Below are 1557 nucleotides of genomic sequence, written 5' to 3' on the forward strand. Positions count from 1 at the left end.
GCCGGGAATCGGCGGAATCACGGTCATCGCGGTGGTGTAGGGATTGCTCGGTTCCAGGGCGAATCCGACGCCGAAACAGGTCATGAGCGCACCGCCGAAGACCGTCGCGACGACAGGCCCGAAGACGACTTCGGGGACGTTCTTCAGGCTGAAGTTCTTCAGCACGGCCACGTCGCTGCCCCCAGCCAGCTTCGTCCCGAGTGCGCCGACGCACAGCAGCGTGTACAGGATCGCCACGGCGAAACCGCCCGACCAGGCACCATCCGCACCCGTCCACTCCGTGCCGGTGACCGGCGGGCAGGCCGGGATGAGCGTGAAGCAAACCGCCGAGAAGCCTGTCGACAGGATGGCCAGAATCGTGTCGAGGGTACCGCCGTATTCGGCCTGGAGGGCGGGCGCGAGGTCGGCCGCCAGTTCGACGAGGCCGCCGATCACTCCGCCGAAACCGGCCACGGTCTGGAGCGCGAGCATCGCCTGGTTGGTAGTCGGGTCGGATGGCGAATCGTCTGTGCTGCCAATCCCGACCGGACTGTGAGCGGAATGCCACGGCGGCGGGGTAATGGCCGGGAACTTCCCGCCCGGGAACGGCGCCTGGTCGACTCCGTTCACGAGTTTGTAGAGCGTCGTGACGACGAACCCGGCGATGAGGAAGAGCAGGCCGCCGATTGTCATCGGCTCCGGGTTCGTGATCCCGTTGGAGGTCTGGATCCAGGCGTAGATCGTGTTCACCGGTCCGAGATCGATCGAGGCGCCGAGCACGTCGACGATGTTGTCGGCAATGGTCGTGGCGAGGGTCACGACAGCGCCGAACAGCAAGTCGAGCGCTTTGAGCACGGCCAGCACCAGTTGCTCCGGAATGTCCAGCAACGCGTCGATCGCGGAACGCGCCGAGGCGTTCGGGTCATCCGGATTTGCGATGGTCGACAGCAGGGTCTCGAGGTCACCGAGGATATGACTCAGAGTGTCGGGAATGCCGTTGTTCTGGACGGTGGTGACAAAGGTGGTGAAGGCGTCGGGAATCGGCGAGGCGGGGTTAAGGCGGGGGTGCGCGTCATGTCGTCGAGCATCCGCCGCAGCTGCGGCTGAACCTCGTGGTGGGTGGGACGGTGGTACCGGCGTTGCCTGTCCCGGCTGGCCAGTTGGTAGAGGTAGGCGCGCTGGTCCTCGTCCAGGCGCAGCATCTTCGAAAGTGAGGCCAGCACCGACGGGGACGCTTGGATGCGGCCCTGTTCGAGTCGGCAGTAGTAGTCGATGCTGATCGCGGCCAGCCGGGCGACCTCCTCCCGGCGCAGGCCGGTCACCCGCCTGGCTTGGCCGCCCGCGGGCAGGCCGACGTGGGCGGGGCTCAGCTCGCTGCGGCGGGCCTTGAGGAACTCGCCGAGGCGTTACGGCTTGGATCACGGGTCATGACTGTCAGCCTCGTACCGGATTTCTGCGCAGCGGGGGGAGATGTTCTCACGGACACGCTGCCTCTCGTTGGCCCTTCCCGGGACGGCTCGGCGGCCTGGGCATGCACACCGAAGGCCACCGAAACGACGTCAGAACTCCCGTGTCAGC

General features: G+C 66.5%; 3 protein-coding genes. 1 reads left to right on the top strand and 2 read right to left on the bottom strand.

What is annotated here, in order from left to right:
- Together U9980_RS06310 and U9980_RS06315 are read right to left on the bottom strand one after the other, a co-directional pair.
- Window positions 1–867: hypothetical protein (locus U9980_RS06310; RefSeq protein WP_322767074.1), on the bottom strand; the 867-nt coding region annotated here is incomplete at its 3' end.
- 89 nt (window positions 868–956) lie between these two features.
- Entirely contained in the window at window positions 957–1349 is a 393-nt protein-coding gene (locus U9980_RS06315) for a helix-turn-helix transcriptional regulator (RefSeq protein WP_322767088.1), read from the bottom strand.
- Between U9980_RS06315 and U9980_RS06320 the strand changes: the two genes are divergently transcribed.
- Window positions 1335–1557, top strand: a 223-nt coding sequence (locus U9980_RS06320) for a hypothetical protein (RefSeq protein ID WP_322767075.1), incomplete at its 3' end; no start/stop codon positions are given. The two genes, U9980_RS06315 and U9980_RS06320, sit on opposite strands and share 15 nt — an antisense overlap.

The organism is Protofrankia sp. Cr1, assembly GCF_963555865.1.
In the GTDB taxonomy this organism is placed as follows: Bacteria; Actinomycetota; Actinomycetes; order Frankiales; family Frankiaceae; genus Protofrankia.